Source organism: Geothrix sp. 21YS21S-2 (assembly GCF_030846775.1).
Classification (GTDB): Bacteria; Acidobacteriota; Holophagae; order Holophagales; family Holophagaceae; genus Mesoterricola.
Genome location: NZ_CP132910.1, coordinates 1310336 through 1332733, shown reverse-complemented (window position 1 = coordinate 1332733; position 22398 = coordinate 1310336). Strand labels below are relative to the sequence as shown.

The following is a 22398-nucleotide window of genomic DNA, read 5'->3' as shown; positions in this document are numbered from 1 at the left end:
CCTCAGCGCACGAGGGCGCCATGGCCGACTCGACCCGGAAACGCTATACCGTTTTCCTGCCCCGCACCGATTTCCCCATGAAGGCGGACCTGCCCCAGAGGGAACCCAAGCGGCTCGAGCGATGGAAGGCCGAAGGCCTCTACGCCAGGGTCGAGGCCCGCAAGAAGGCCGACAACGCCGCGGGCCTGGGCAGCGGGCGCAGGATCCTCCATGACGGCCCCCCGTACGCCAACGGGGCCATCCACATCGGCCACGCCCTGAACAAGATCCTCAAGGACATGGTGGTCAAGTCCCTGTGGCTGGACGGGCACGAGTCCCCGTACATCCCCGGCTGGGACTGCCACGGCCTCCCCATCGAGCACGCCGTGGAGCGCGACCTGGGCCCCAAGCGCCGGGAGATGAGCCGCAGCGAGTTCCTGGCCAAGTGCCGGGTGTACGCCCAGAAGTGGATCGATTCGCAGCGCTCCGGGTTCCAGCGCCTGGGCGTGCTGGGCGCCTGGGAGGACCCCTACATCACCATGCAGCCCCGCTACGAGGCCGACGTCGTGCGGCTCCTGGCCAGGCTCTTCGAGTGCGGGGCCGTCACCCGCAAGCTCAAGGTCGTGCACTGGAGCTACGGCGCCCGCACCGCCCTGGCCGAGGCCGAGGTGGAGTACGCAGACAAGACCAGCCCCGCGATCACGGTGGCCTTCCCGGTGCCCGACGAGGAGGCCCGGCGCATGCACCTGCCCACGCCCCTCTACCTCCCCATCTGGACCACCACGCCCTGGACCCTGCCCAGCAACCTCGCCATCGCCATGCACCCCGACATGGAGTACGCCGTGGTGCAGGCCGTGGACCGCCACTACCTGGTGGCCGTGCCCCTCCAGGAGGACTTCCAGCGCCGCCTCGGCGTCCCCTTCCACGTGAAGGAGATCCGCAAGGGCAAGGCGTTCCAGAGCCTCACGGCCCGCCACGCCTGGCTGGACCGGGAGAGCCCCGTGCTGCTGGCCGACTACGTCACCGCCGACACCGGCACGGGCCTGGTCCACACGGCCCCCGACCACGGCGTGGACGACTTCAACCTCGCCCACCACCTGGGCCTCCTGCAGCTGGTGGGCCCCGACGGGCGCTTCACGGCCGACGTGAACGACCCCGAGCTGGAAGGAAAGAACATCTTCGACACCAACGTCCTGGTGGTGGAGCGCCTGCGGGCGTCCGGCGCGCTGCTCCACGACGAGATGCTGACGCACAGCTACCCGCACTGCTGGCGCACCAAGACGCCCATCTTCTTCCGGGCGACGGAGCAGTGGTTCATCACCATGGACGACGAGCTCACCGGCAAGGGCAAGACCCTGCGCGAGCTGGGCCTGGAGGGGGTCGAGAGCACCCGCTGGGTCCCGGCCCAGGGACGCAACCGCATCCATGCCATGATCGCGGGCCGCCCGGACTGGTGCATCTCCCGGCAGCGCGCCTGGGGCACGCCCCTGACCGTGCTTCGCTGCATGGAGTGCGGCGAGCCCCTGGCCACCGCCGACATCTTCGCCAAGGCCGCCGCCGCCATCGAGGAGGGCGGGGTGGAGGCCTGGGCCGAGCTCCCCCTGGAGCAGCTCAAGCCCGAAGGATCCGTGTGCGCCAAGTGCGGCGCCGACGCCTTCGCCAAGGAGACCGACATCCTGGACGTGTGGATCGACTCCGGCGTGAGCGCCGCCGTCGTGTGCGACACCCATCCGGAACTGAGCCGCGCGGACTACGGCAAGTTCATCTACCTGGAGGGCTCGGACCAGCACCGGGGGTGGTTCCACTCCTCGCTGCTCTTCAACCTCGCGGCCACGGGCGACAAGCCCTACGACACCGTCGTCACCCACGGTTTCGTGCTGGACGGCAAGGGCCAGAAGATGAGCAAGAGCCTGGGCAACGTGGTCACCCCCGAGGAGATCATGAAGACCCTGGGCGCCGACATCCTCCGCTGGTGGACGGCCTCCGTGGACTACAACGAGGACGTCCGCATCTCCAAGGAGATCCTGGAGCGCTCCGCGGACGCCTACCGGAAGATCCGCAACACCCTGCGCTTCCTCCTGGGCGCGGTGGCCGACTTCGATCCCGCTTCGGACGTGGTGCCCGAGGGCGAGTTCTCGCCCCTGGACGCCTGGGTGTGGGGCGCCTTCGGCGACATGGCCAACCAGGTCACCGCCGCCTACCGCAACTACCAGTTCATGGAAGCCGCCCAGGCCCTGCACTCCTTCTGCCAGCTGGAGCTCTCCGGCCAGTACTTCGAGATCATCAAGGACCGCCTCTACTGCGACGAACCCGCATCCGCCCGCCGCAGGAGCTGCCGCACCCTGTGCTGGAAGCTCGCCCAGGGCCTGTCGGCCCTCCTGGCGCCCATCCTCACGTTCACCGCCGACGAGGTGTGGGAGAACATCCCGGGCACCACGGACTCCATCTTCGAGCAGCGCTTCCCCGCGGGCACGCCCCACGCGGCGTCCGCCGAGTGGAACCGCTTCTGGGAGATCCGCCAGGCCGTGCAGGCCGCCATGGAGCCCCACCGGGCCGCCAAGACCATCGGCACCAGCCTGGACGCCCAGGTCACCCTGCTGGTCCCCGACGCCGACCTGGCCATGCTGGGGCGCCTGGGCGAGGATCCCCAGGACCTCCTGGTGATCAGCGGCCTGGAGCTGCAGGCCGCCCCCGACCTGGACGTGGTGGTCACGGCCCACGGAGGCGTCAAGTGCCCCCGCTGCTGGAACCACAAGGGCGGCGCGGGCCAGGGCGAGGACGCGGACCTGTGCCCCCGGTGCTGGGACGTGGTGCGGGCCCAGGCATGATCCGCCGCCTTCCCTGGCTCCTCCTCCCCGCCGCGGCCCTGGCCGCCGACTACGCCTCCAAGGCCTGGATCGTGGGCCTGCTCGCGCACCGGGGCACCCAGGTGGTCGTCCCCGGCTTCTTCAGCCTCACCCTGGGCTACAACCCCGGCGCCATCTTCGGCACCCTGGGCGGGGCCCCGGCCGGGGTGCGCAGCGCGGTCTTCCTCCTCGCCGGCATCGCCGCCGTGGCCTACTTCGGCTGGGAGTTCATGAGGGAGGCCACTCCCACGATCCAGCGCGTGGCCCTGGGCCTGATCCTGGGCGGCGCCCTGGGCAACGGCCTGGACCGCCTCCGCCACGGCGCCGTGGTGGACTTCCTGGACTTCGAGTTCTGGGGCTGGCACTACTGGACGTTCAACCTCGCCGACAGCTTCATCGTCTGCGGGGGGATCCTGCTGGGATGGACCCTGATCGTTGCCGCGCTGAAGAGCCGGGAACAGGCCAAGGGAATTAATTAAGTCTTTTTTTATCATTTTTTATCCCGGCGCATCCCCGTTCATCCCAGGCGATTTTCTCGCATGGATTGGCGGCGCATGGCTGCCCACTCCAGGCGCCCGGGCGATGTAAGCGTTGAATTAGCCGGGGATGAACGGGGAGTGCGCCAGGCCAAGCCTGGGCGAGGAGGATGGATGACCTAAGACAGACTGAAACCTCGCAATGGAGCCCAGCGGGGAGGCAGCAAGCCCCGCCCGGCAAAGCTGGCCAGCAGCCGGAACCGAGTCTTGCGTGGGGAAGGGCGACCGACCTCGTGAAGCGTAGACAGGGAGTGCATGGGCCGTGTGATGGAGCCCCGAAAGCATCCAACCGTGGGAGTCGACGCCGTTCTCCGATCGGAAGACAGCACCCGAAGGTCGCAAGGGCCTGACCGTAGGGTCCCACCGGGGTCATAGAGCAGGGCACGTGCACAGGGGTTCCCCAGGAACCTGGGAGATCCAGCCATCTCCGCCAACAACCCAGTGGTGAGGGAAGCCACGTAAAACGAACCCAGGCTCGCCGGGGGGTGCCGCCCCCGGCGGGAGCGAACAGCCGGCACAGGGCGGTACCGCAAACTGAAGGAAACGAAGGAGCGCGGGAGGGGTGGCCGGAAGTCGGAGCAGCTCATAGTAGCGATGATCGCGGGGAACCGGGCCGCCGGGACCCGCTGGAGCCAAGGAGCTGCCGGATCACGGAACCGTTGAAGGGAAAGATAATGGGTGCAATGACATCCAACAGCGTCTCCACGAAACAACAACGGATCGCAGAACTGGCCAGGATCCACCCGGAGGTGGCTTTCACCTCCTTGGCCTACCACATGGACCTGGACTGGATGAAGGAAGCCTTCGGGCGCACCCGCAAGGATGGGGCGACCGGGGTGGACGGCGTGACGGGCAAGGAATACGGGGAAAACCTGGAGTCCAACCTCCAGAGCCTCCTGAACCGGGCTAAGAACGGCGACACCTACAAGGCCCCTCCAGTCCGGAGAACCTACATCCCGAAAGGGGATGGCAGCCAACGCCCCCTGGGCATTCCCGCCTTCGAAGACAAGGTCCTGCAAAGGGCCGTGGTGATGGTGATGGAACCGCTCTATGAGCAGGACTTCCTGGACTGCTCCTACGGGTTCAGGCCCGGGCGCTCCGCGCACATGGCGCTGGAGGCGATTTGGCAGGGGTTGATGGACATGGGGGGAGGCTGGGTGCTTGACGTGGATATCCGTAAGTATTTCGATACTTTGGACCACGGGAAGCTGCGGGAAATCCTTGACCTGCGGATGAAGGACGGCGTTCTGAGGCGCCTGATCGGCAAATGGCTCAACGCGGGCGTGCTGGAGAAAGGATGCATCACGCACCCGGAAACCGGCTCGCCCCAGGGCGGGGTGGTCAGTCCGATGCTCGCCAACATCTACCTCCACGAGGTGCTGGACGTGTGGTTTGAAAGGGAGGTCAAGCCCCGACTCCGGGGTCGGGCCTTCCTGGTGCGCTACGCGGACGACTTCGTGATGGGCTTTGCCCAGGAGGAGGATGCCAAGCGGGTTATGGAAGTCCTGCCCAAGCGGTTCGAGCGGTATGGCCTGACGATCCACCCGGATAAGACCCGGCTGGTGGAGTTCTGGAAGCCGAGGGAGCCCAGGGACCCCAATGGGGGACCAGGCCACTTCGACTTCCTGGGATTCACCCACTACTGGGCCACGGCCAAGAACGGCCGGTGGGTGGTGAAGCGGAAGACCGCGAAGAGCCGGATGAGTCGGGCGCTCACGAAGATCGGGGAGTGGATGGCCAAACACCGCCACCTCCCGGTGCGCGAGCAATGGCGGACGATCAACCAGAAACTGGTCGGTCACTTCAGGTATTACGGGATCACGGGGAACTCCAGGGCCCTGGCGCACTTCCGCTATGAAGTTGGGCGAAGGTGGCGTGGATGGCTCAACCGGAGGTCCCAGCGGGCCCGCATGACCTGGGATCGCATGAACAAGCTTCTGGCTCGGTTCCCACTGGCCCCAGCCATCAGTTACGCATCGAAACTACGTCCTCAGCGACCGTGACGAGGAGCCGGATGCGGTAGTCCCGCACGTCCGGATCTGAGGGGGGCCGGGGGCGCAAGCTCCCCGGCCTACCCGACTGCACGGGGATGAAGAAGGATGAATTCCTTTCTTGATTTCGTGTAGCATATTGCGAGGTATATCCCTGTCATCTGGAGTCCCCATGCGTCTGCGATCTTCCGTCCTGACCGCGCTGGCCGTGCTGCTGGCCGCCCCGGCCCTGCGTTCCGACGAGGGGATGTGGACCTTCGACAACGTGCCCGCGGCGCGCATGAAGGCCGCCTACGGGTTCGCTCCGGACGCCGCGTGGCTCCGGCACCTCCAGCTGGCCACGGTGCGCTTTCCCGGCGGCACCGGCGCCTTCGTGAGCGCGGAGGGCCTCGTCATCACCAACCACCACGTGGGCCGCGGTTCCATCCAGCAGGTGGCCACGGCGGACAAGGACTTCATCCGGGGCGGCTTCACCGCCGCCGACCGCGCCCATGAGCTCAAGGTCCCCGGCCTGGAGCTCATGATGCTGGTCTCCACCCAGGACATCACCGCCAGGGTGCAGGAGGCCGCCAAGGGCCTGCCGGAGGCCGAGGCCCTCAAGGCCCGGCGCAACGCCATCTCCGCCCTCGTCAAGGCCGAGGAGGCGAAGACGGGCCTCACCTGGCAGGCCGTGAACCTCTACCACGGCGGCGAGCACTGGCTCTACGGCTACCGCAAGTTCACCGACGTGCGCCTGGTGGCGGCCCCCGAGCTGCAGCTGGCCTCCTTCGGCGGGGACCCGGACAACTACACCTTCCCCCGGCACAACCTGGACTTCGCCCTCTTCCGGGTGTACGAGAACGGCGCGCCCTACCGCCCCGAGGCCTTCCTGCCCTGGGCCACGTCCCCCCTGCGCAACGGCGACCTCACGCTGGTCTCCGGCCACCCGGGCACCACGTACCGGCAGGAGACCTTCGCCCAGATGAGCTATGCCCGGGACGTCTCCATCCCGGCCCGCATCGCCGCCCAGCTGCGCCGGCGCGCCGCCCTGGCGGCCTTCGCCGCCACCGGGGACGAACCCCGGCGCATCACCGCCGACGCCATCTACGGCATCGACAACGGCGTCAAGCGCATGGAGGGCATGCTCCTGGGCCTGCGCAAGCCGGGCAACCTCGAGAAGGTGGAGAAGGCCGAACTGGACCTCAAGGCCCAGGTGGAGCGGGATCCCGCCCTCAAGGCCGCCGTGGCCCCCAGCTGGGACCGCATCGCCCAGGCCGTCAAGCGCCAGAAGGAGCTCCTCGGGGAAACCTCGCTGCTGGCGGTGCGGGACGTGCTGGGTTCCGATTTCCTCCTCAAGGCCCTCACCCTCGTGCGCATGCCGGCCGAGGCCGCGCTGCCCACCGACAAGCGCCTGCCCGAGTACACCGACGGCGCCCTGAAGGCCACCCGGGACAAGCTCCTCAACCCGGCCCCCGTGCGCCTGGACCTGGAGCAGGTGCGCATCGCCGCGGGCCTGCGCGAGGCCCTCCTCCAGCTGGGCGAGGGGCATCCCTCCGTGAAGGCGCTCCTGGCCGGGCGCACCCCCGAGGCCGCGGCGCAGGCCGCGCTGGCCGGCACCGCCCTGGCGGACCCCGCCGCCCGCAAGGCCCTGCTGGAAGGCGGCGCGCCGGCCCTGGCCGCGTGCAAGGACCCCCTCATCGCCTTCGCGCGGGTCCTGGACCCCATCGTCCGCGCCGCCCAGGCGCGGCAGCAGGAGGAGGTGCAGAGCGTCCTGGACGAGCACAGCGGCCGCATCGCCCTGGCGCGCTTCAAGGTGTACGGCAAGGCCATCTACCCCGACGCCACCTTCACCCTGCGCCTCACCTACGGCCCCGTGGCCACCTATCCCGCCAACGGCACCCTCATCCAGCCCTTCACGACCTTCTACGGGCTCTTCGACCGGGCCATCGGCTGGGGCCCCGAGGCCGAGCACGGCGTGTGGTCCCTGCCCAGGCGCTGGTGGGACCTCAAGGACAGGCTGGACCTGGCGACCCCCTTCAACTTCGCCTACGCCTGCGACACCGTGGGCGGCAACTCGGGCTCCCCGGTCCTGAACGCCAAGGGCGAGCTGGTGGGCCTCAACTTCGACAGCAACATCGAGGCCCAGGCCGGCTACTACGTGTACGACGGCACCAGCAAGCGCTCCATCGCCGTGGATGCCCGGGCCATCCGGGAGGCCCTGGTGAAGATCATGGACGCCGGGTGGGTGGCCAAGGAACTGACCGGCAAGTGATTCCAGGAAGCAATCCGGAGCCAACCGGACTAGGATCGTTATTATCCCATCCAATTCTCATGGAGAAGCTATGACGTACGCCCTGCGCGCCCTAGGACGTTCCACCCTGCTGCTCGCCGCCGGCGCCCTGGTGGCGCAGGTTCCCCAGCTCCCCCGGATCCCCTTCGAGACCTTCACGCTGGCCAACGGCCTCCGGGTGGTGGTCCACGAAGACCACAAGGCCCCCATCGTCGCCGTGAACATCTGGTACCACGTGGGTTCCAAGAACGAGAAGCCCGGCAAGACCGGCTTCGCCCACCTGTTCGAGCACCTGATGTTCAACGGCAGCGAGAACCAGAACACCGACTACTTCAAGGTGCTGGAGAAGCTCGGCGCCACCGACATGAACGGCACCACCAACTCGGACCGCACCAACTACTTCCAGAACGTCCCCACCAGCGCGCTGGACACGGTGCTGTGGATGGAGTCGGACCGCATGGGCCACCTCCTGGGCGCCATCGACAAGGCCCGCCTGGACGAGCAGCGGGGCGTCGTGCAGAACGAGAAGCGGCAGGGCGAGAACCAGCCCTACGGCAAGACCTATGAGGCCCTCACCAAGGGCACCTACCCGGTGGGCCACCCCTACAGCTGGACGGTGATCGGCTCCATGGACGACCTCAATGCCGCCAGCCTGGACGACGTGAAGGCTTGGTTCCAGGCCTACTACGGCCCCAACAATGCCGTGCTGGTCCTGGCGGGGGACATCGACCTGAAGACGGCCAAGGAAAAGGCCGAGCTGTACTTCGGCTCCTTCAAGGCCAATCCGCCCATCGACCGCCCGAAGGTCTGGGTCCCCCGCATGACCGGCGAGCGGCGCCAGGTGATGCAGGACCGCGTGCCCCAGGCCATGCTGGCCATGGTCTGGAACACCCCCGAGCTGGGGAACGTGGAAGGCGAGCAGCTGAGCCTCCTCACCGGCGTGCTGGGCGGCGGGCGCACCTCCCGCCTGTACCGCCGGCTGGTGGAGAAGGAGCAGCTGGCCACCAACGTCTTCGCCTATGCCAACGCCCAGGAGATCAGCGGCCAGGTAAGCCTGCGCATCATCGCCCGGCCCGGCGCGGACCTGGGGAAGATCGAGCGCATCGCCAAGGAGGAGTTGGCGCGCCTGGTGGCCGAGGGCCCCGCCCCCGACGAGCTGGCCCGCCTGCGGGCGCGGCAGCAGTCCAGCTACATCCAGAGCCTGGAGCGCATCGGCGGGTTCGGCGGCAAGTCCGACATGCTCGCCTCCGGCCTCGCCCTGGCCGACGACCCCGAGCTGCGGTACAAGTCCGCCACCCGCATGCTGGGCTACACCGCCGCCGACATCCAGGCCGCGGGCCGGAAGTGGCTCGGCGACGGCGTCTTCATCCTGGAAGTGCACCCCTATGTGGAACCGAAGGCCGCCGCCAAGGACGCGGACCGCTCCAAGGTGCCCGCGCCCGGCGCCGTGCCGGCCCTGAAGCTCCCCGCCTTCCAGCGGGCCACCCTCTCCAACGGCCTCAAGGTCGTGCTCGCCGAGCGCCACGAGGCGCCCGTGGTGCAGCTCGAGCTGATGCTGGAAGGCGGCTCCGCCGCCGACGCCCAGCTCCCCAGCGGGCCCGGCACCGTCTCCACCACCCTGGCGATGCTGGACGAGGGCACGAAGACCCGCACCGTAAAGGAGATCCGCGAACAGTTCGAGCTCCTGGGCGCCACCTACGGCGCGGGCGCGGGCACCAACCAGGCCTTCGTCTTCCTGGGCGCCCTCAAGGCCAACCTCGACGCGTCCCTGGCGGTGTGGTCCGACGTGGTGATGAACCCCGTCTTCCCGGCCACCACGCTTGAGCGGGTCAAGAAGGAGCGCCTCGCGGCCATCGCGCAGCAGAAGAACAGCCCCGAGGGCCTTCGTTCCCGCCTCCTGGGCCCGGTGCTGTACGGCTCCAGGCACCCCTACGGGAGCCCCTCCTCGGGCACCGAGGCGCGCGTGGCGGCCCTCAAGCAGGACGACCTGAAGGCGTATCACCAGGCCTGGTTCAAGCCCGGCGGCGCCACCCTCCTGGTGGGCGGCGACATCACCATGGCCGAGCTCCTGCCGCGGCTCGAGAAGAACCTGGGCGTCTGGCCCAAGGGCGCCGCGCCCAAGGTCGTCGTGCCCCCGGCCCCCAACCCCGCGGCCACGACGCTCTACCTGGTGCACAAGCCCGGCGCCATCCAGTCCGCCATCAACCTGGTGGCCACCGCCGCGCCCCGGAGCGAGGCGGACGAGCCCGCCGTGGGCGCCATGCAGGCGGTGCTGGGCGGGATGTTCACCTCCCGCGTGAACATGAACCTGCGCGAGGACAAGCACTGGACCTACGGCGCCTTCGCCGGCGTCATGGACACCCGCACCGTGCGCACCTTCTACGCCGGCGCCTCGGTGCAGACCGACAGGACCGCCGAATCCGTGGCGGAGCTGGAGAAGGAGATGAAGGGGATCCTGGGCGCCGTCCCGGTCACCGAGGCCGAACTGGCCATGGCCAAGGACAACCTCACCCTGAGCCTCCCCGGCCAGTACGAGACCGTGCGCGCGCTGGTGGGCGGCATGCAGGAGATCGTCGCCTGGAACCTGAAGGACGACTACTTCCAGTCCTACGTGGGCCGGGTCAACCAGCTCAAGGCCGAGGACCTGATGAAGGCCGCCCGCAAGATCATCCCCGCCCAGGGCCGCACCTACATCATCGTGGGCGACCGGACCAAGGTCGAGCAGCCCCTGCGCGACCTGAAGCTCGGCGAGGTGAAGGTGCTGGACGCCGACGGCAACCCCGAAGTGGTGAAGTAGCGGAGCACCCATGCGACTGGCAGCCCTCCTCCTGGCCCTTCCGCTCCTGGCGGAGGGCTACCACGCCGCGCCCCCGGCGATCCGCAAGGTCCTCGACGCGCCCCTGCCGCCGTCGGCCCTGGTGAGTCCGGCCAGGGACAAGGTCCTCCTGGTGAACCGGGAGGCCTATCCGTCCATCGCCGTCATCTCCGAACCCTTGGTCAAGCTCGCCGGCGTGCGCGTGAACCCGCGCTCCAACGCCGAGCGCAGCTACACGTTCTACTACGTGGCCTACACCCTCAAGGACCTGGGGACCGGAACCGAAGTGAAGGTCGACCTGCCCCCCGGGGCCCGGGCCGGCATGCCCAGCTGGAATCCCTCCGGCACCCGCTTCGCGTTCACGCGGGAGACGGCCACCGCCGTGGAACTGTGGCTGGGCGAGGCCGCCACCGGCGCGGTGCGCCGCGTGGACGGGCTCCGGCTCAACCCCGCCCTGGGCGGCGCCTTCACCTGGATGCCCGGCGGGGAGGCCCTCCTGGTGAAGGCCGTGCCGGAAAACCGCGGTCCCGCGCCCGACCCCGGAGCCAAGGCCCCCGAGCCCCGCATCCAGAGCACCACGGGGCTCGTGGTGGCATCCAGCACCTACGAGACCCGCGACGTGCTGAAGACGCCCGTGGACATGGACCTCTTCGACCACTACACCACCAGCCAGCTCCAGGTGGTCCCCGCCGCGGGCGGCCCGGCCCGTCCCGTGGGGCGCCCCGGCGTCATCGAACTCGCCGGGCCTTCCCCGGACGGCGCGCGGCTCCTGGTGAGCCGCCTCCACCGGCCCTACTCCGTCATCCGCGACTGCTCCCGGTTCCCCCGGGACGTGGAGGTGTGGGACCTGCAGGGCAGGGTGCTGGAGACCGTCGCCAGCCTGCCCCTGGCCGAGCAGGTGCCCATCCACGGCGTCCCCGTGGGCCGGCGCCACTTCGCCTGGATTCCCACTGAACCCGCCACCCTGACCTGGGTGGAGGCCCTGGACGGGGGCAATCCCGCCGCCAAGGCCGAATTCCGGGACCGGGTCCTGGCGGAGGCCCCCGGCGCCGCGCCCGTGGAGCTGGCCCGCACCCGGGCCCGGTTCGCCGGCCTGGCCTGGTTGGTGGACGGGCGCCGCGCCCTCCTCTCCGACTACGACGAGGACCTCCACTGGACCCGCACCTGGATCCTGGAGCGCCGGGGCGGCACGAAGCTGCTGTGGGACCTGAGCTCCGACGAGCGCTACCGCGCCCCCGGCTCCCCCGTGTACCGGGCCCTGCCCAGCGGCCATCCCGTCATCCAGGTGGTGGACGGCGCCATCCATCTCCAGGGCGCGGGCGCCTCCCCGGACGGGGACCGGCCCTTCCTGGACCGGCTGGACCTGGCCACCCTGCGCACGGAGCGGCTCTTCCGCTGCGACCGGGTTTCCTTCGAGCGGTTCCTGACCTGGCTGGACGTCAAGGCCGGGCGGTTCCTCACCCAGCGGGAGTCCCCCACGGACTACCCCAACCTCCAGGTGCGCACCCTGGGCAGGCGCGTGAAGGCCGCCGAGGGCGAGGCGGCCTTCGCCTCCGCGAGCGCGCCCTGCACCCGCTTCGCGAACCCGGTGCCCGAGCTCGCGGCGATCCGGAAGCGTCTCGTGAAGTACAAGCGCGCCGACGGGGTCGATCTCTCCTTCACCCTCTACCTCCCGCCCGGCGCGAAGCCCGGCACCCCTCTGCCCACCATCCTCTGGGCCTACCCCCTGGACTACGCGGCCGCCGGCGCCGCCGGCCAGGTCTCGGGCAGCGACCAGCGCTTCACCTGGATCTCGGGCGCCTCCGCCGTCTTCCTGGCCCTGCAGGGCTACGCCGTCCTCATGGACGCCGCCATGCCCGTGGTGGGCGACCCGAAGACCGCCTACGACACCTTCCTGGAGCAGGACGAGGCCAGCGCCAAGGCCGCCATCGACAAGGCCGTGGAGCTGGGCTGGACGGACCGGAACCGCGTGGGCGTCGCCGGCCACAGCCACGGCGCGCTCATGACCGCCAACTTCATGGCGCACTCGGAGCTGTTCCGGGCCGGCGTGGCGCGCAGCGGCGCCTACAACCACACCATCCGCCCCTTCGGGTTCCAGAACGAGCGCCGCACCCTGTGGCAGGCCAGGGACACCTACCTGAAGATCAGCCCCCTGTGGAACGCCGACAAGGTCAAGAAGCCCCTCCTCCTCATCCACGGCGAGATGGACCAGAACCCCGGCACGGTGCCCTACCAGACCGAGCGGCTCTTCGAGGCGCTGCGGGGCCTGGGCGCCACCGCGCGGGTCGTCATGCTCCCCTTCGAGAGCCACGGCTACCAGGCCCGGGAGTCCGTGGAGCACACGCTCTGGGAGACCGTGGACTGGTTCGACCGCCACGTGAAGAACGCGAAGTAGCTCACTTCGAAAGCAGCGCCTTCTGCAGCTCCTCGATGCGGTTCGTGGCTTCGAGGATGAGGTTGTCCTGGTGCACCAGGTGCTTGAGGATCACCTCGATCTCCTCCTCCGCCTTCTTGTTGATCTCGTAGTCGTTCTGCGCCGCCAGGCGGTCCTTCTCGTTCTGGCGGTTCTGGCTCATCATCACCACCGGCCCCGTGTACGCGGCCTGGAAGCTGAGCACCAGGTTCAGGAGGATGAAGGGGTAGGGGTCCCAGGCCTTCAGGAAGCCCGGGTGGGTGCGCATCATGTACGCCAGGTAGATGTTGACCGCCATCCAGACGCAGAGCAGGAGGCTCTGCACGATGATGAACGGCCAGCTCCCCACCGCCGTCGCGACCCTGTCGGCGACCCGCTGGCCCAGGGTCATGGACTGGGCGGCCACCTCGTTGATGTTGCGCACCGGGGGGTGATCGTGGCGGTACTGGGCCGCCGGGCCCTTTTTCCTGTCATTCATGGGCAGCCTCGGGATCGTTTCCTTCCCGAGTATAGAGGCCCATGCCCTCCGCCGTCCCCCCGGGCGGCGTCAGGCATGGGGGGCGGTCAGCCCAGAACGGACATCAGGTTCGAGTCCGAGGCACTGGAAGTGCCGCCGATGTAGTCCAGGAGCGAATCCTGCCGGGCGCCCATGAGGGCGCTGATGACCGAGGAGGTGTCGGTCCCGCCCGCCTTGGCCTTGGCCAGGGCCGCCATGAGGGCCGAATCGGACGTGAGTCCGGAGGATCCGTAGGTGCTGGTGCCGCCCTGGAGGGCGCCCAGGAGGGTGGTGAGGCTGCCGGGGTTGTCCTTGAAGTAGCCCTTGAGGGTCGCCATGTCGCCGGCGACGTCCTTCTGGGTGCTGAAAAGGTCGTTCATGGCCTGGGTCACCGCCGCCGGCGCCTTGGCCAGGCTCTGGGAGGCGGAGGACAGGTTCAGCAGGTCGTAGAGGCCGCCGGAGGACGTGTTGGAGTTGTGGCTGCTGGAGCTGCCCGCCACGAGGGACTGGAGGATGATGCTGCCCAGGCTCTGGGAGTCGCTGGAACCGACGGAGGTGATGGTCATGGGAACTCCTGGGCAAACCCTGCCTTCAGGTATGCGGCAGCAAGATTCCTGCCATGCACACCCGGCTCAGCCAGGACTTGGGCGGGCACCTCCCAAGCGCCCGGATGGGATCCCGATTGGGAATGGGATGGCGGCCTGCCTGGCAGGGCTTTCCCCGGGCAGGAACGGCTTCGAGGCGATCCGAACGCGGGGGGTGGAGGACCTTGGACTGCTTCCGGCGCCTACGGTGCCGGCATCGACCTGCCCAAGGCGCAGCGGGACACCCCGGAGCCACGCCTTGGGTGCCAATGGCCAAGCCCAACGGCGCACCCGTTCATTTCAGGTTCAGGGATCGAGGTGGGGCTTAATATCTGTCTCCAATACTTGGAATACTCTGCTCGTCAAATCTCCGCCTGTCCATCCACACACGTATGCCATTACCATCTTTAATTGAGAGATTGCCATTGTCTTCCAGGACCAAACTGCAGTCTCTCCCTTGGCTGCCCGAGTTCCAGACAAACCCATTATTTTTGGCATAAATACATAAATTGCCATCAGTTTGCATTACCATAAAACATTCTTCATTCATCCTGACCCTCCTGACGCCGAATTTCCTGACATTACTATGTTCCAACCTGAAAATGACGGCTAAGGTATAAAATTTGCGGCTTCTGATATTTGCACTCCTTGCAATCAGGTCTATTCCTTCATCTACATGAACTTTTGAATTATGAAAATGAACATCATTTTTGCCGTTATGCACATCGAAACCCCATGTCTTTTGGCCAGGCCTAAGCACAACGACATCTCCACAAAATGCAACGAATGGTGCGCTCAATAACCCTATGTCCAGGAATAGGTGACTTAATGGTCTGAATTTCATGGTTCCTCCAAAACGTGATGACCCAGGGCACGGCAATAAATAATTAGTGAAAATGGCCTGCCCAGGCATTCTGTCAAGGGCTCCGGGGAACCTGGGAATCGATGGCTCGCATTCCTGCCCAAGCCCTGCCATGCCGCCCTGGTCCCCAAGGCCGAACCGGGCAGGACCATCGACTCCGCACCGGCAGATTTCACCCGCGAGGTTGCCTCATATGAAGGGCAGGTCCTGGATCGTCATCCCGCAGCCGGGACGCCGACCGCAAAAGTCCCGCCGGCCAGCCCGCGGGTGCTGGAAATCGGACGGAATGCCAGGTCGTTGGCCTTCCTCAAATCCCAGGGCCCAGTTGGCCATGACCACGTCCATCGTGCCATCGCCCACCCGGGCGGTGGGGGCCGCGCCCCTTCGTCTAGCGCCGGATCCAGGCTGGTCCCAGGTCCGCGCCCGCCCTGGCCAGCCGCCTCAGGCCGGTGCCCTCCGGGTTGACCAGGTGGATGTCGTATTCCCCGTCCACCAGCCCGCTGAAGGCGATCCATTTCCCGTCGGGCGACCAGGAAGGCGAATAGGCCCTGCCCTCGAAGTCCCAGAAGCCCGGGCTCCCGCCGCTGACCGGCACGATCCCGATGCGGGAGCGGGTGGGGTCGCTGCGCTGGAAGGCGATCAGGGTCCCGTCCGGCGACCAGGTGGGGAAGTAGTCGCTGTGGCTGGTGTCGGTGGGCGTGAGCTGCCGCGCCTGGGTGCCGTCGGCGTTCATCACCCAGAGGGCGGGGCTGCCCGCCCGGTAGGACGTGAAGGCGATGCGGGTGCCGTCCGGGGACCAGGCCGGGGTGACGTCCCCGTCCACCAGGGCGTTCCCGGGCTGATGGGGCGTGAGGTTGCGCGGGTCCTCCAGGGTCCGGCCGACGACTCGGGCGGTGAAGATGTCGCCGGCGTCGTCATCGAACCGGGAGTGGAAGGCGATGCGCGAGCCGTCCGGAGACCATACGGCCTCCCGTTCGACCACCGATCCGTTGGTCGAGAGCCGTACCGCGGGTTTGGCCAAATCCTCGACGAGCATGATCTGGGACGGCATTTCCGCGGTTCCGAAGCTGGTGTAGACCAGGCTCTTCCCGTCCGCCCGCGCATGGGGGCGGTTGCCCTCGTACCCCGCGCCGAGCACCTGCGGCGCGCCGCCGTCCAGGCCCACCCGGTAGAGCAGGCGGGAGCCGTCGGGATTCTGGCCGTCGAACAGGAGGTCGTAGACCGGCGGCCCAGGCTGGGCCTGGGCGCCGCCCGCGCCCCCTCCGCCGCACCCGGCCAGCAGGACCAGTCCCCATGCCGTCGCGAGCCTGAGGCTGAAGTATTTTCTGATATTCAGGTCATGCATTCATTGCCTCCTTCGCAGACAGGTCGCCAAGTCGCTTGTCTACGGAAGGGGGCTTTGAGTGGTTTATGCGGTTTTTTCCCTAGAAGCAGAAGGTGGCTCCGGCCGTATCCTTCACCAGCAGCTCCCGGATGGCCGTGACCTGCACGGCCATCTGCATGAAATCCAGCGGCAGCAGCGCCTGGGGGCCGTCGCTGAGGGCCTGGGAGGGCTGGCAGTGGGTCTCCACGATGATCCCGTCGGCGCCGGCGGCCACGGCGGCCCGGGCGCAGGGGATCACCAGGTCCCGGCGGCCCGTGGCGTGGCTGGGGTCGGCGATGACGGGGAGGTGGGTGAGGGCCTTGGCGGCGGGGATGACCGAGACGTCCAGGGTGTTGCGGGCGTGGGCGCTCCAGGTGCGGATGCCGCGCTCGCAGAGGATGACGTTGCGGTTGCCTTCGCTCAGGACGTACTCGGCTGCGAAGAGCCACTCCTCCAGGGTCGCGGCCGGGCCGCGCTTGAGGAGGACCGGCTTTCCGGAACGGCCGGCGCGCTTGAGGAGGGCGAAGTTCTGCATGTTTCGGGCGCCGATCTGCACCAGGTCGGCCACGCGTTCCACGGCGTCGAAGGTCTCCACTTCCGTGGCCTCGGTGACGATGCCCAGGTCGAACTCCCGCCGGGCCTCGATCAGCAGCTCCAGGCCCTCCTGGCCCAGGCCCTGGAAGGCGTAGGGGCTGGTGCGCGGCTTGTGGGCCCCGGCGCGCAGGAGCCGCGTGCCGCTCTCGGCGACGTAGCGCGCCACGGTGAACAGTTGCTCGCGGCTCTCCACGCCGCAGGGGCCGGCCATGAGGGCCAGTCCGCGGCCGCCCACCTTGACGCCCCGCACGTCCACGATGGTGCGGCCCGGGGCGGCGTCGGCCGAGGCCAGCTTGAAGGGGGAGGTGATGGGCACCACCCGGCTCACCCCCTCCAGGGGCTCGATGCGGTCGGTCTTGAGGACCCGGGAGGCGTTGGGGGCCAGGATGCTGGTGGCCGCGGGCGAGTCCTGGACGTAGGCCCGCACCCCGGCCCCTTCCAGGACGGCCATGACGATCCGCACCTGTTCCGCCGTCGCGCCCTGCTCCATGAGGATGAGCATCGTTGCCTCCAATCCCATCTTAACGGGTCGGATATAACCTGTCTTGATGCGCATGGCGGCACGGGGCATCCTGGAACCACGAGGACTGATCATGGAAGCAGCGACCCTGAACTGCCGATCCTGCGGGGCCGCCGTGGGGGAGAACGACGTCCAGTGCCCCTACTGCCGGAGCCAGCTGGCCACCGTCGCCTGCCCCCGGTGCCTGGGCATGGTCTCGGTGCACGCCGCGCACTGCTCCCGGTGCGGCGCCCAGGTCACTCGCCACGAGGCCGCCCTCACCGACCTGGCCTGCCCGGCCTGCAAGGCCAAGCTTGTCCATACTTCCGTAGGGGACGCGCACCTGGACTCCTGCAACGCCTGCGGCGGGGTCTGGGTGGCCCAGAAGGAGTTCGAGCGCATCGCCGGAGGCCGGGAGGAGCGGGGCGGCGTGCTGGGCGCCCTGCCCGGGGAGGGGCCCCGGGGGCCCATCCAGGCCGAGGAGATCCGCTACCGCCCCTGCGCCCTGTGCGGGAAGTTCATGAACCGGGTCAACTACGCCCGCAACTCCGGGGTGATCCTGGACGCGTGCAAGGACCACGGCCTCTGGTTCGACCGGGACGAGCTGCGCCGGGTGCTGGCGTTCATCGAGGCCGGCGGCCTGGACAAGAACCGGGAGCGCGAGATCCGGGACCTGGAGGAGAAGCGCCGGAACAGCGCCCCCGAGGCCCCCAGGAGCATCCTCATGGCCGACGCCGGCGAGGCCCACGGCTTCAGCAGCCCGGGGCTGGAGGCGGTCGTCCGGGGCCTGTTCGGCCTCTCCCGCTGGTTATAGGGCCGCGATCTCCAGCAGCTTGAGGAACTTGGCAGGGTCAAGGCTGGCGCCGCCCACCAGGCCGCCGGCCACGTGGGGGACCTTGAGGATCTCCGGGAAGTTGTCGGGGGTGACGCTGCCGCCGTAGAGGATGGGCACGTCCCCGCCGGCCCCGCCCATGAGGGTGACCAGCTCCTTGCGGATGAAGGCGTGCACCTCGGCGATCTGCTCCACCGTGGCCACGCGGCCGGTGCCGATGGCCCACACGGGCTCGTAGGCCACGGCGAGGGGGCCTTCGGGGGCCTGGGCCAGGATGGACAGCTGGCCGCGCAGGACGTCGAGGGTCTGGTCCGCGTCCCGCTGGGCGAGGGTCTCGCCCACGCAGAGCATGGGCAGGAGGCCCTGGGCCGCGGCGGCCTTGAGCTTGGGCAGGAGGGTGGCCTCGGTCTCGCCGTTGTACTGGCGGCGCTCGCTGTGGCCCAGGAGCACGCCGGTGCAGCCGGCGTCCATGACCATGGCCATGGAGACCTCGCCGGTGTAGGCGCCCTTGGCCTCGGCGTGGGCGTTCTGGGCGTAGACCCGCACCGCGCTCCCGGCCACGAGCCGGCTCACCACGGGGAGGAGGGGGAAGGGCGGGGCGATGGCGGCGACGACGCCGTCCACGGGCTTGTAGGAGGCCAGGAGCGCGGCGCAGAAGGCCTCGGCGTCCCTGCGCAGGTGGTTCATCTTCCAGTTTGCGACGACCATTCTCATCATGTGATCCGATCTATTGGAGGGCGACGACGCCCGGGAGTTCCATGCCGCTGAGGAATTCGAGGCTCGCGCCCCCGCCGGTGGAGACGTGGCTCAGGCGCTTCGTGACGCCGGCCTTGTTGGCCGCGGAGACGCTGTCGCCGCCGCCCACCACCACGAAGGCGCCCCGGTCGGCGGCGTCGGCCATCTCCTCGGCGATGGTCAGCGTGCCGCTGGCGAAGGCGTCGATCTCGAACACGCCCATGGGGCCGTTCCACAGGAGGGTGCGGGCCTTGCGGATCTCGCCGGCATAGGTGGCGACGGTCTCGGGGCCGATGTCCAGGCCCAGCTTCCCGTCGGGCACCGCGGCGTCCTGGGTGATGTCGCACTCGGCATCGGCGGAGATGGCGTCGGCGACCACGTGGTCGGAGGGGATCAGGAGCCGGGTGCCGGCGGCCGCGGCCTCGGCCAGGAGGGCCTTGGCCAGATCCAGCTTGTCGTCCTCGCAGAGGCTCTTCCCGATGGGGATGCCCTGGGCCTTGAGGAAGGTGAAGCTCATGGCGCCGCCGATGAGGATGGCGTCGGCCTTGCCGAAGAAGTGGCGGATGATGTCGATCTTGTCGGAGACCTTGCTGCCGCCCATGACGGCCAGCAGGGGCTTGTCCGGGTCGGTCATGACCTTGCCCAGGGCCTTGAGCTCCTTCTCCATGAGGAAGCCCGCAACGGCGCGGCCCGCGGGCATGAAGGGCACCATGCCGCTCACGGAGGCGTGGGCGCGGTGGGAGGCCCCGAAGGCGTCGTCCACGTAGGTGTCGGCCAGCCTGGCGAGAGCCTGGGCGAACTCGGGCTTGTTCTTGGTCTCGCCCTTGTCGAAGCGCAGGTTCTCCAGGAGCAGCACCTGGCCGGGCTTCAGCGCGGCGGCCTCGGCCTCCACGGCCTCCCCCGCGACGCCGCTGGCCAGGCGCACGTCCAGGCCCAGGCCCTTGAGGTGCGCGGCCACGGGCGCCATGCTGAACTCCGCCTCGAACCCGGTGCCCGCGGGGCGGCCCAGGTGGGAGCAGAGCACCACGGAGGCGCCGCCGTCCAGGAGGTGGCGGAGGGTGGCCAGGGTCTCGGTGATGCGGGTGGCGTCCTTGATCACGCCCTCCTTGATGGGGACGTTCAGGTCCGCGCGGAGGAAGACCCGGTGGCCTTTGACATCAATGTCCCTGAGGGTTCTGAACGACATGGCGGTCTCCCGGAATTGGCGTTATTGACCCCAGTCTACCCCATTCCGGCCGAGGAAGCCGATCCAGCGGGGCGACGAGGCGGCCTCGAACGCGCCGCCGTGGTAGTCCCCTGCTTCGGAAACCAGCTCCAGGCCGCATTCCCGGGCCATGGCCACCAGCTCGCCCGGATCGTAGAGGCGCACGGATTCCGTGACCCGGCGCGTGGCGCCGGTGTCGATGCGGGTGAGGTCCATGCGCTTGATGATGCGCCCGCCCTCCAGGGACCGCCGGCTCACCACCCGCAGGCCGTGGTGCATGGCCTCGTCCTCCTTCACCAGGTTGGCCCGCACCTGGAACGCGTTGAGGTAGTCCAGCAGGAGCACGCCTCCGGGGCGGAGGAGGCGGCGGAGGTCCTGGAGCAGCGCCCGGTTCTGCTCGTCGGAGAAGTAGCCGAAGGGCGTGAACCACATGCAGATCCCCGCCAGGCTTCCCCCGCGCACCGGCAGGCGCCGCATGTCGCCCCGCAGGAGCCAGGGGCGGAGCTCTGCGGGCGCCATCGCCAGGAGGTCCCTGGAGAGGTCCAGGCCGAAGGCCAGGTCATTGGTGCGGCGCAGGGCCGCCAGGTGCCGGCCCGAGCCGCAGGCCAGATCCAGGACGGGCCCGGAGGCGAGGCCTGGGGCCCGCGCCAGGGCCATGGCCACCGCCGTCTCGGCCTCCTCGGGGCCGCGCCCGGCGTAGATGGCCGCATAATCCTGGTCGAACCAGTCCTTGAACCATTCCGGCACGCGCGACCCTCCCGTGACCATCCTCTCACGGCTGCGCGGTTACACTATCCCTTCGAGGAACCGTCATGCTCCGCCCCCAACAGATCGAAGACCAACTCCAGTTCATGCTCTCCACCCTCATCCAGCGGGAACTCCGGGATCCCGACCTGGGGTTCCTGACCCTCACGGCCGTGCGCATCACCGGGGACCGCAGCATCGCCCGGGTCTACTACACCGTCCTGGGCGACGACGCCCAGCTGGACCGCTCGCGCAAGGCCCTGGGCCGCGCCGCGGGCTTCCTGCGCACCCACCTGGCCAAGCACCTCAAGATGCGCCGCGTGCCCGAGCTGCAGTTCTTCCCGGACGCCACCCTGGAGGAGGGCAACAAGATCGAGGCCATCTTCCAGAAGATCAAGGAGGAGGAGGCGGCGCGTCCTCCCGTGCCCGAGGATGAGTCCGTGCCTTCTCCCGCGGCCGGGGAAGAGGCTTGATCCCCGGCGTCCACCTCGTCCACAAGGAGGTCGGCCAGAGCAGCTTCGACGTGGTCCGGACCTTCAAGCACGAGGCCTGGGAGGCCGGGCTCAAGAAGTTCGCCCTGGGCCACGGCGGCACCCTGGACCCCTTCGCGGAGGGGCTCCTGCTGGTGCTGGCGGGCCAGGCCACGCGCCTCATGGAGCTGCTCCACCCCCTGCCCAAGACCTACCTGGCCCGGGTCGCCTGGGGCTCGGAGACCGATTCCGGCGACCACATGGGCCTGGTGACCGCCGAAGGCCCCGCGCCCTCCCTGGAGGCCCTCCAGGGCGTCCTGGCGGGCTTCCTGGGCTGGACCGACCAGATCCCCCCCGCCACCAGCGCCAAGAAGATCGACGGCGAGGCCGCCTACAAGAAGGCCCACCGCGGCGAGGTCTTCGAGATGAGGCCCTCCCGGGTCTACCTGCACGAGGCCGAGTGGATCTCCCACGACCTGCCCGGGGAGTCCCTCCTGCGCATCACCTGCAAAGGCGGCTACTACGTGCGGAGCCTGGCCCGGGACATCGGGCGCCTCCTGGGGCGCCCCGCGCACCTGAAGGGCCTCGTGCGCACCGCCATCGGCCCCTGGGAGGATCCCGGCAGCGGGAACCGGGTGGTCCTGGAGGGGCGGGACGTGCTGCCCTGGTGCTCCGTCCGGGTCCTGGACGACCTGGAGGCCGACCACCTCCTGCACGGGCGCCCGGTGCCCCTGGGCGGCCTGGAAGCGCCCGCGTGGGCGCTGCCTTCGGGCTTCCCCGATCCCGGCGCGCCGGTGGCGGGCGTGCACCAGGGGAGGACCGTGGCGCTCCTGCGGGAAAAGGAAGGCGCCTATTGGACCTGCGCGAATCTGCGGGGCGGAATCTAGAGGGTGTTTTAGAAATAGAAGGCCCCGCGACGGTGTCCAGAAGCGTGATTATCGTGCGCAATGCCCGCAGGATGGATTGGGAATCCATTCAAGGGCATTGCGCACGATAAGCGCGCTTCTGGGCACCGCCCTCCGGGTGATGGCAGCGTGCCCGCCAACTCTGCGTCAGGCTCGTCGACCGATGTCCCGCATCGGTTTTCCTCGCCTTCCTTGATTTGCCGGGCACGGTGCCATCATCGCGGGGCCTTCTATTTCTAAAACACCCTCTGATATGTATTG

17 protein-coding genes are annotated in these 22398 nt (G+C 68.8%); 9 read left to right on the top strand and 8 right to left on the bottom strand.

Translation table 11 applies throughout. The features are described from left to right. The first annotated feature begins 20 nt into the window (after nt 1–20). The 6 genes from ileS to RAH40_RS06005 all read left to right on the top strand — a co-directional run bounded on the left by ileS (nt 21) and on the right by RAH40_RS06005 (nt 12831). Nucleotides 21–2807: an isoleucine--tRNA ligase gene (gene ileS / locus RAH40_RS06030; RefSeq protein ID WP_306601184.1), complete on the top strand. Its 2787-nt coding sequence runs from the start codon at nt 21–23 to the stop codon at nt 2805–2807. Continuing rightward, the gene (gene lspA / locus RAH40_RS06025) at nt 2804–3304 is read left to right on the top strand and encodes a signal peptidase II (RefSeq protein ID WP_306601183.1); all 501 of its coding nucleotides are present in this window, start codon (nt 2804–2806) and stop codon (nt 3302–3304) included. Before ileS ends, lspA begins: the two co-directional genes overlap by 4 nt. A gap of 740 nt (nt 3305–4044) precedes the next feature. Further along, nucleotides 4045–5364 carry a group II intron reverse transcriptase/maturase gene (gene ltrA / locus RAH40_RS06020; RefSeq protein WP_306597942.1) on the top strand — a complete coding sequence of 440 codons (1320 nt, stop codon included), beginning with the start codon at nt 4045–4047 and terminating at the stop codon, nt 5362–5364. A gap of 160 nt (nt 5365–5524) precedes the next feature. Then, nucleotides 5525–7603, top strand: coding sequence for a S46 family peptidase (locus RAH40_RS06015; RefSeq protein WP_306601182.1), 2079 nt, complete (start codon nt 5525–5527; stop codon nt 7601–7603). A 70-nt stretch (nt 7604–7673) separates the two neighbouring features. After that, nucleotides 7674–10418 carry a pitrilysin family protein gene (locus tag RAH40_RS06010; protein WP_306601181.1) on the top strand — a complete coding sequence of 915 codons (2745 nt, stop codon included), beginning with the start codon at nt 7674–7676 and terminating at the stop codon, nt 10416–10418. Between the two features lie 10 nt (nt 10419–10428). Beyond that, nucleotides 10429–12831: a prolyl oligopeptidase family serine peptidase gene (locus RAH40_RS06005; protein WP_306601180.1), complete on the top strand. Its 2403-nt coding sequence runs from the start codon at nt 10429–10431 to the stop codon at nt 12829–12831. Nucleotide 12832: 1 nt separating this feature from the next. Here RAH40_RS06005 and RAH40_RS06000 read toward each other — a convergent pair whose 3' ends face one another. From RAH40_RS06000 to aroF, 5 genes are all read right to left on the bottom strand, one after another. Next, nucleotides 12833–13327, bottom strand: coding sequence for a DUF1003 domain-containing protein (locus tag RAH40_RS06000; RefSeq protein WP_306601179.1), 495 nt, complete (start codon nt 13325–13327; stop codon nt 12833–12835). A gap of 86 nt (nt 13328–13413) precedes the next feature. Next, complete coding sequence (locus tag RAH40_RS05995) at nt 13414–13911, bottom strand: hypothetical protein (protein WP_306601178.1); 498 nt, start codon at nt 13909–13911, stop codon at nt 13414–13416. 343 nt (nt 13912–14254) lie between these two features. Beyond that, the gene (locus tag RAH40_RS05990) at nt 14255–14773 is read right to left on the bottom strand and encodes a hypothetical protein (protein ID WP_306601177.1); all 519 of its coding nucleotides are present in this window, start codon (nt 14771–14773) and stop codon (nt 14255–14257) included. 406 nt (nt 14774–15179) lie between these two features. Continuing rightward, complete coding sequence (locus RAH40_RS05985; RefSeq protein ID WP_306601176.1) at nt 15180–16136, bottom strand: hypothetical protein; 957 nt, start codon at nt 16134–16136, stop codon at nt 15180–15182. A 79-nt stretch (nt 16137–16215) separates the two neighbouring features. Continuing rightward, nucleotides 16216–17250, bottom strand: coding sequence for a 3-deoxy-7-phosphoheptulonate synthase (gene aroF, locus RAH40_RS05980; protein ID WP_306601175.1), 1035 nt, complete (start codon nt 17248–17250; stop codon nt 16216–16218). A gap of 91 nt (nt 17251–17341) precedes the next feature. On the opposite strand from aroF, the gene RAH40_RS05975 reads away from it, so the two are divergent. Next, nucleotides 17342–18061 carry a zf-TFIIB domain-containing protein gene (locus RAH40_RS05975; RefSeq protein WP_306601174.1) on the top strand — a complete coding sequence of 240 codons (720 nt, stop codon included), beginning with the start codon at nt 17342–17344 and terminating at the stop codon, nt 18059–18061. On the opposite strand, the gene tpiA is transcribed toward RAH40_RS05975, so the two are convergent. Genes tpiA through RAH40_RS05960 form a run of 3 tightly spaced genes read right to left on the bottom strand, consistent with a single transcriptional unit; the run spans nt 18056 to nt 20765 of the window. Next, entirely contained in the window at nt 18056–18793 is a 738-nt protein-coding gene (gene tpiA, locus RAH40_RS05970) for a triose-phosphate isomerase (RefSeq protein WP_306601173.1), read from the bottom strand. The genes RAH40_RS05975 and tpiA overlap by 6 nt on opposite strands. 13 nt (nt 18794–18806) lie before the next feature. Beyond that, on the bottom strand, nt 18807–20000 hold the full coding sequence (gene pgk / locus RAH40_RS05965; protein ID WP_306601172.1) for a phosphoglycerate kinase: 1194 nt from the start codon (nt 19998–20000) through the stop codon (nt 18807–18809). A 21-nt stretch (nt 20001–20021) separates the two neighbouring features. Further along, on the bottom strand, nt 20022–20765 hold the full coding sequence (locus RAH40_RS05960) for a class I SAM-dependent methyltransferase (RefSeq protein WP_306601171.1): 744 nt from the start codon (nt 20763–20765) through the stop codon (nt 20022–20024). 65 nt (nt 20766–20830) lie between these two features. Here RAH40_RS05960 and rbfA point away from each other — a divergent pair, with 65 nt between their 5' ends. Then, a complete protein-coding gene (rbfA, locus tag RAH40_RS05955; protein ID WP_306601170.1) occupies nt 20831–21235 on the top strand; it encodes a 30S ribosome-binding factor RbfA in 405 nt (134 codons plus the stop codon). Continuing rightward, nucleotides 21232–22119 carry a tRNA pseudouridine(55) synthase TruB gene (gene truB / locus RAH40_RS05950; RefSeq protein ID WP_306601169.1) on the top strand — a complete coding sequence of 296 codons (888 nt, stop codon included), beginning with the start codon at nt 21232–21234 and terminating at the stop codon, nt 22117–22119. The genes rbfA and truB overlap by 4 nt, the downstream gene beginning before the upstream one ends. Nucleotides 22120–22398: the final 279 nt, after the last annotated feature.

Coding starts and splice junctions, on each gene's coding strand:
- ileS (WP_306601184.1), top strand. CDS start 21: ATGGCCGACTCGACCCGGAAACGCTATACCGTTTTCCTGCCCCGCACC.
- lspA (WP_306601183.1), top strand. CDS start 2,804: ATGATCCGCCGCCTTCCCTGGCTCCTCCTCCCCGCCGCGGCCCTGGCC.
- ltrA (WP_306597942.1), top strand. CDS start 4,045: ATGACATCCAACAGCGTCTCCACGAAACAACAACGGATCGCAGAACTG.
- RAH40_RS06015 (WP_306601182.1), top strand. CDS start 5,525: ATGCGTCTGCGATCTTCCGTCCTGACCGCGCTGGCCGTGCTGCTGGCC.
- RAH40_RS06010 (WP_306601181.1), top strand. CDS start 7,674: ATGACGTACGCCCTGCGCGCCCTAGGACGTTCCACCCTGCTGCTCGCC.
- RAH40_RS06005 (WP_306601180.1), top strand. CDS start 10,429: ATGCGACTGGCAGCCCTCCTCCTGGCCCTTCCGCTCCTGGCGGAGGGC.
- RAH40_RS06000 (WP_306601179.1), bottom strand. CDS start 13,327: ATGAATGACAGGAAAAAGGGCCCGGCGGCCCAGTACCGCCACGATCAC.
- RAH40_RS05995 (WP_306601178.1), bottom strand. CDS start 13,911: ATGACCATCACCTCCGTCGGTTCCAGCGACTCCCAGAGCCTGGGCAGC.
- RAH40_RS05990 (WP_306601177.1), bottom strand. CDS start 14,773: ATGAAATTCAGACCATTAAGTCACCTATTCCTGGACATAGGGTTATTG.
- RAH40_RS05985 (WP_306601176.1), bottom strand. CDS start 16,136: ATGCATGACCTGAATATCAGAAAATACTTCAGCCTCAGGCTCGCGACG.
- aroF (WP_306601175.1), bottom strand. CDS start 17,250: ATGCTCATCCTCATGGAGCAGGGCGCGACGGCGGAACAGGTGCGGATC.
- RAH40_RS05975 (WP_306601174.1), top strand. CDS start 17,342: ATGGAAGCAGCGACCCTGAACTGCCGATCCTGCGGGGCCGCCGTGGGG.
- tpiA (WP_306601173.1), bottom strand. CDS start 18,793: ATGAGAATGGTCGTCGCAAACTGGAAGATGAACCACCTGCGCAGGGAC.
- pgk (WP_306601172.1), bottom strand. CDS start 20,000: ATGTCGTTCAGAACCCTCAGGGACATTGATGTCAAAGGCCACCGGGTC.
- rbfA (WP_306601170.1), top strand. CDS start 20,831: ATGCTCCGCCCCCAACAGATCGAAGACCAACTCCAGTTCATGCTCTCC.